General features: G+C 39.7%; 3 protein-coding genes and 1 pseudogene. All 4 read left to right on the plus strand.

The genetic code is table 11. The features are described 5' to 3' along the window. A partial coding sequence (locus MKL51_RS17790) for a beta strand repeat-containing protein (RefSeq protein ID WP_270904379.1) occupies positions 1-4,437 on the plus strand: 4,437 nt, incomplete at its 5' end. A 147-nt stretch (positions 4,438-4,584) separates the two neighbouring features. After that, positions 4,585-6,240, plus strand: a complete 1,656-nt coding sequence (locus MKL51_RS17795; protein WP_005803973.1) for a hypothetical protein — start codon at positions 4,585-4,587, stop codon at positions 6,238-6,240. Then, positions 6,237-6,572, plus strand: a pseudogene (locus MKL51_RS17800) (CapA family protein); the annotation flags it as partial. The gene MKL51_RS17795 and the pseudogene MKL51_RS17800, both read left to right, overlap by 4 nt. 52 nt (positions 6,573-6,624) lie before the next feature. Continuing rightward, the coding region (locus MKL51_RS17805) for an IS30-like element ISAba125 family transposase (RefSeq protein ID WP_079396101.1) at positions 6,625-7,562 on the plus strand (938 nt) is incomplete at its 3' end.

Raw genomic sequence — 7,562 nt, forward strand, 5'->3', positions numbered from 1 at the left:
AACGGCTTCATCACCGCAGCGATTCCTGTAACAGGCGAAGGCCCTGTGACCATCCATGCAGAAGCAGTGGATGCACAAGGTAACCTTGATGTTGCTGATGCAGATATCACCGTGACTGTAGATACCTTGCCTGCAGACCTGATCGGTGCGATCACGATTCCTGAAGACTTAGATGGCAACCTTATCTTAAATGCAGACGAACTAGGTACAGACGGCACCTTCAATGCACAAGTGGCGTTGGGACCAGATGCAATCGATGGCACGGTGGTGAATGTGAACGGTACTAACTACACCGTGACAGCAGCTGACCTTGCAAACGGCTTCATTACAGCGACTCTTGCCGCAACAGCAGCAGATCCTGTGACTGGTCAGATTGTGATTCATGCTGAGGCTGTAGATGCACAAGGTAACCTTGATGTTGCAGATGCAGATGTAACGGTAACTCTAGATGTTACTCCACCTGATATCACTACAACTGTGTTAGCAATTGACCCAGTTACTGCTGATAACATCTTGGATGCGACAGAAGCTGGTGGATCAGTGACCTTAACAGGTACATTGACCAACATCCCTACAGATGCAGTAACAACAGGTGTTGTGGTTACTGTAAATGGTGTTGACTATACAGCCACAGTTGATGCCGTAGCAGGTACTTGGACAGTTGATGTAGCTGGTAGTGGTCTTGCAGCAGATTCAGACTTAACTGTTGATGCTACTGCGACATTCACAGACCTCGCAGGAAACGCTAGTACACTTCAAGATACGCAAACTTATACTCTTGCAAGCTCTATCATTGCTTTCGATAACACTGATACAGCTGTACTTGCACCTCAACCATTGCTTGTACAAGATGATGCCTCTTTAGGTAGTGAAACTTACCTAGCCTTGGTTTCACTGGCTGGACTTGATTTACAACTTGGTTCTGAAGCAATTGATTTTACAGTAGGTGCTGGTCAAGAAGGCAACGCGACATTTACCTATAGTGCATTGCTTGGCGCAGATGTTTTATCTGATTACTCATTGGTACTACAAAAACTAGACCCAATAACGGGTGATTGGACTTCTGTTTACGGTGGTGGTGAAGCTGATATTTTAGATTTAACTCTGCTAGGTGGAACTCCGAGTGTAGTTATTGATGGATTAGAAGAAGGCCAATACCGTGCATTCATGACTTATAACGGTCTTCTAGGTATCGGTTTACTGGGTACCTTAACAGGCACAATGGATGTTTATGACACAACACAAGTAGGTGGATACTACACCGAAGTTGCTGATGGGAATGTGATTACTGATATCAATACCAGTGGCGAAACAGACGTTGTAACCGCTACGACTGTAGTTACAGCAGTAAATGGTCAGCCTGTTACAGCGCTAGATACTGTGATCAATGGGTTGTATGGTACTTTGGTAATCGATCCAGACGGTACATATACTTATACTCCTACTGCAAGTGCAGCAGGTGTAGGTCAAACAGATGTATTTGTCTACACATTAACTGATCCTGTAACAGGCGATACGGCTCAAGCAAACCTCAATATTCAATTGAGCTCTGTGAAAGCGGTGGATAATGTTGTAACTGCAGAGATCAACCCAGAACCATTGCTTGTTGCAGATGATGTTGCGTTAGGTAGTGCGAGTTATCTTGTAGCTGTATCGTTAGCTGGTCTGGATTTACAATTGCTTGGTAACGATGCAATTGAGTTTACTGTTGATCCAAACCGTGAAGGCACAGCAACGTTTACTTTCGATGCCATAATCACAGCAGATTTACTCAGTAATTATGCGATTGTTGTTCAGAAATTTGATGAAGCAACAGGCCAATGGGTATCGATTGGTGGTACTAACCCAGAAGCTTCACTCATCGATCTAACGCTTATCGGTGGAACACCAACAGCTGTACTTGAAGGATTGGATGCTGGTCAGTACCGTGCATTCATTGGATATGAAGGTTTAGTCGGTGTAGGTTTAGGCGGAACATTAACTGGTACGATGGATGTCTACAATCCATACATCGTGGCTGGTTACTCTGTTGAACCGATCTCTGGTAATGTCATCAAAGATGCGAGCCTCACTGGTGAAGTTGATGCAGCAAGCAGCAGTGCTGTGATCTCTCAAGTGAATGGTGTTGCAGTTGATCCAGTTGCTGGTGCAACAATAGTTGGTGCATACGGTACATTGGTAATCGACCAAGATGGTAACTACACTTATACCCCAACTGTAGACGGAGCAAACCTAGGTCAGGTAGATCAATTTACCTACACCTTGCTTGATCCTGTAACAGGTAACACTTCTGAGGCAACACTTTATGTTCGTCTCGATAGTGACAGTGTAGATATGACTTGGAACGATGCAGATCCATCTCAACCAGCTGTAATTACTAGTCCGCTTCCAGTAGATGCGATGGATAACGTTGCTTCAGCTGAAATAGACATGGTGTATCCAGTAACAACTGAGGTACTTGATAATGCGATCAGCTATAACTGGTTACTCGGCGTAGGTGGTATCGTTATCGGTTCTAAAGAAGGTACAGCGACATTTACAGTTGATCCAGGTAATCTGACTGACGCGATTATTGCAGTGAACTTTGGTTCGGTTGCTACGGTTGTCGACGGTTTACATGTGGTATTAACACGAGTAAATCCAGATGGCACTCGTACTGTAGTTGCAGATAGTTCTGATACTGGCGTAATTGACTTGTTAGGTATCTTTGGTTCTGAAGTTCAATTCAAGATTGATAACTTAAGTGCTGGTACTTACGAGTTGTTCATGGAAAGCAACACATTACTTACAGCTCTAGGTAGTGTTACTGCGGATATCACGCTAAATCATGGTGATATCACTCAACCGCCTGTACTGGTTGTTGACCCTGTAACTGGTAATGTACTTGCTGATGATAACTCTGCGGTTTACGGTACAAACTATGTGCCGGACTACATTACGACAACTTCAGTAGTAACTGCTGTTACAGCTGAAAATGGTAATACAACTACAGTTGTAGCGGGTACTCCAGCAACGGTTATTGGGGTATACGGAACTCTGACTATTAACGCAGATGGTACTTATAGTTATCAGGCAACTGCGGATATGGCGAATGTAGGTAAAGTTGATAGCTTCACTTACACAGTGACAGATCCTGTAACTGGTAGAACTGATACCGCTACATTACATGTTCAAGTTGGTTCGCCAGATGTTGATGTCACTTGGAATACAGCAGATCCTTCGGCAGATGCTACTCTTCCAACACCATTTGTAACAGCTGATACAGATGATGCAACAATCAGTATGGAACCAGTGGTAGACCCTGCCGCTTCAGTGGCGAGTGGTGACTTACAATTTGCTCAGATTGGTACTGTTCCAATTGTTGGTACTCCGATCTATGGTACTACAGGTACAGTCACTTCTAGCCAATTTGTAATTGGTGCGAACACTGTTAGTGATGTTCATATACAGTTGAACTACACTGCATCATTAAGCTTATCGGCATTACCAACTGTAGCTTATAAGATTCAGCAGTTTGTAGGCGGTGTATGGGTAGATACGGTTTATTCAGGTTCAGCGACGGCTTTAGCGGGCGTGTTGGGTGCTCCAGCCTACTCGACAGATGTCCCACATCTGTCTGCAGGTACGTACCAAATCGTATTCAACATTAGTGCTCTAGTTGCTATTGGCCAAGTTACTTTAGATACAGTAATTACAACCACAGCGACTCATCTAGACCAATACACACCAGATGGTCAAACCGACTGGATTACTGGTAACGTCCTTACTAATGATGTGGTAGAAGGTACTCAGCTCTATGTAATGAACTCAACAACTGGCACTTATGAACTAGCTGCTGGTCAAGGAGTGAATACAGGTGAAGGTACATTGTATCTATACAATGATGGCTCTTACTTCTACAAACCATTAGACAGCGCTGCAAATGCGACAGTTGATGTGATTGATTACAAGTTAGTTTCAGTGATCGATGGTAGTGAATATACCTCTACATTGACGATTAACTTGAGTCAAGAGTTGAATAGTCTTGCAGTGAGTACTGCGGCAAATGATACATTTGCTCTTGGTAATGGCTCTGATACCTTGATCTACAACACATTAACGGCTGCAAGCGTAACTAACGCAACTGGTGGTAATACAACAGCAGGTGGTGTAGATGTATGGACTGACTTCCACGTAGGTAATACTGCAACGGATGATCAGGCTGATAAGATTGACTTAAGTAACTTGTTAATTGGTTCTCAAACTAACTTAACAATCGGTCAATATGTGTCAGTAAGCTACGATGCTGGTACTCAAACTGCGACAATCAGCGTAGACCGTGATGGTGGATTACTTGTAGAAGGTACTTACACTGAAACACCATTGCTTCAATTGACTAACCTCACTGGTCCAGTCACATTGAATGACTTGATCAACAATGGTCAAATCATTTTCTAATCTGACAATCGACTTATAGAAAAAAAAGAGCCTTCGGGCTCTTTTTTTATGTCTAAACAATACGTTAACTTAGCTTTTTACATGTTCATGCTATGATGGATTGAAAACTTTATAGAACAACAAACAACGGATAGGGACTGATTTCGAGTGAAAGCATTTTTAAACTTCCAAAGACAACTGAACCTTTGGTTAGAACATATCGCTCCCCATGTTTCAGATCTTCAAAAGAAGACGATTTTATTTATATCTTATGGGCCTAAAGACCAAAGATGTAACGTATGGCATAGTAAAAAAACAAGCTTTTCACAAGCAAAAATACAATTATTAGCTTTCATTAATGATCAGTTTGCACAGGAACTACTTACTGATTATATAAAAATTGATGTTGCATATAATTTAACGAAACAAGCTTGGAAAGTAGTAGAGCAGCAAGTCCATCATCAATTTCACAACAACCACTACCGTAAAGGTATTGGGTTTGATGAACACTGTTCAGTAGCTTTTCTTGAGCAAGAGATTTATGGAAAGGCAATTATACGAGGTTTGAGCTATGACAAACCCAACTTTTTTGATGAAACAAATCTGAATTATTCAATTAAGCAAAAATATAACGCGACTAAACCACAGATTAAACTACAAGAGCTACAAGACATTTGGACTTTTGATACCTACGCAGCATTTTATGAAAATGGGCAATTCATTAATTTAGCGAGCGGTTATGATGCGAATGGTATCAGGGCGATTTCGAGCAATAAGAAACAGCATTTTCAGTCGTTAATTGAAAAAAATTCGGCATTTTTGCATGATCAAATTCAAGAAAATGGCAAATTTATCTATGGCTATTTTTCTGCTTATGATCGAGATATTCGTAACTATAATACGGTACGCCACTGTACCTCGGTGTATGCGTTGCTGGAAACATTTGAAGTGCAGAGCAAACCAGAATATTGGCCCAAGATACATGCTGCTATCCAATATGCACTGACCAACTTTTATAAAGAAAAAGACTCAGAAACTGCTTTTATGATTGATGGTAAAGAAGGGGAATTTGAAATTAAATTAGGTGCCAATGCTGCTGCTATTTTAATGTTCACTAAATATCAAGAAATTACTCAAAAAACTGATTATCAAAAATATGCAGAGAAACTTGCAAATGGTATTTTAAAATTAGTCGATTCAAATGGCTCAACAACTCACGTATTAAATTATCCAGATTATGATTTAAAAGAAAAATTCAGAATTATTTATTATGATGGTGAAGCTGCTTTAGCTTTATTAAGGTTATATCAAATCAACCAAGATTCTAGATTATTAGAAACTGTTAAATTAATGTTTGAATGTTTTATTGAAAAGAGATATGAAAAATACCATGATCATTGGTTAAGTTATTGTACAAATGAACTCACTAAAATATGCCCTGAAGATAAATATTTTATTTTTGGTTTAAATAATTATTTAAAACATTTTATTTTTATTCGCAATCGAAAAACGACTTATGCGACTTTACTAGAAATGTTAATGGCTGCTTATAAAATGGTGAACCGTTTAAAAGAGCAGGGGCACACAGCACTTTTTGAGCAAGCTTATATGCCTGAGCTTCAAAAATTAATTGAATTCAGAGCTGATTTTCAAACGACAGGCTTTTTTTATCCGGAAATGGCGATGTATATGGCACGGCCAGATAAAATTTTACATGCTTTTTATATTCGCCATGATCGTTTCCGAGTACGGATTGATGACCAAGAGCATAATTTATCAGGCTACATCGCTTATGTAAAAGATTACAAAGGTGATGAGTCATGAAGTATCAACCCGTTGAAATCAAATTATTAGCACATATCGACACTACAAGTTTCGATGAAGCTTTATGGCAATTCGAATTCGACGATGATATTTCAACATTACTTCTAATCGACTATGCACTAGAACAATTTCAACAAAAAAAAGTGCAGGCTCAAGATGTCTATATTGTGCCACAAAAAATGAGTGAGCAAATTGGACAGCAAAACTTAGGTTTAAAAACATCTGAAATTTACACATTTACAGAGTTATTGCAGTTCATAATTTTTACTCAAGCCGTAGATGTAAAGGAAGCTTTAAGCAATATGCTTTGCGGTACAAATGAGCAAGCATGGCAGAGTAAAACTTGAAGTGCGACATAAACCACCTAATTAATTTAAAGGGTTTATGGAGTATATAAAATTGTCATACCATCATCTTAACTTTGAAGATCGTACTGCATTAATGCTTGAGTCAAGAAAAGAAGGCTTTTCAGCCAGAAAATTTGCTGAACTCATTAAAAGACATCCTAGTACGATCTATCGTGAGCTTAAAAGAAATAGCATCAATGACGTTTATCAAGCTCGATATGCTTCTGATAACACCTTCGCTAGACGTAGACGTGGTCACAGAAAACTCAAAATCGATTCAATCCTCTGGAAATTTATTGTTGAAGCGATCCGTTGTTTATGGTCTCCTCAGCAAATAGCAAAGCGTTTAAAGACATTTCCTGATTTGGATCAAACAATGAATGTAAGCCATACAACGATTTATTCAACGATACGAGCATTACCCAAGGGTGAGTTGAAAAAAGACTTATTATCCTGTCTGCGTCATGAAAATAAAAAGCGAAAAGCTAACGGTGAACCTAAAAAAGATTCTATATTACAGGATATTAAAACTATTCATGAGCGCCCAGCCGAAGTTCAAGAAAGAAAAATACCGGGTCATTGGGAAGCTGATTTAATTAAAGGTAAAGACAATAAAAGTTCGATAGCAACACTTATTGAACGAAATACACGGCTCTGTATCTTGGCAACATTACCTGATGCAAAGGCAGAATCAGTGCGCAAGGCTTTAACTGAAGCTCTGAAATATTTACCTGCAGAACTGCGTAAAACGTTGACCTATGACCGTGGACGCGAGATGTCAGAACATAAAATACTCGAAGAAGATTTAGGCATAGATGTATATTTCTGTGACCCACATTCACCTTGGCAAAAAGGCACATGCGAAAATATGAATGGTTTAATTAGGCAATATTTACCTAAAGGGATTGATTTAAATCAGGCAGATCAGCATTATTTAAATCAAGTTGCCATGTCACTGAATACTCGTCCTAGAAA

The sequence above is a fragment of the Acinetobacter sp. AOR18_HL genome, from assembly GCF_027855145.1.
GTDB lineage: Bacteria > Pseudomonadota > Gammaproteobacteria > Pseudomonadales > Moraxellaceae > Acinetobacter > Acinetobacter pittii.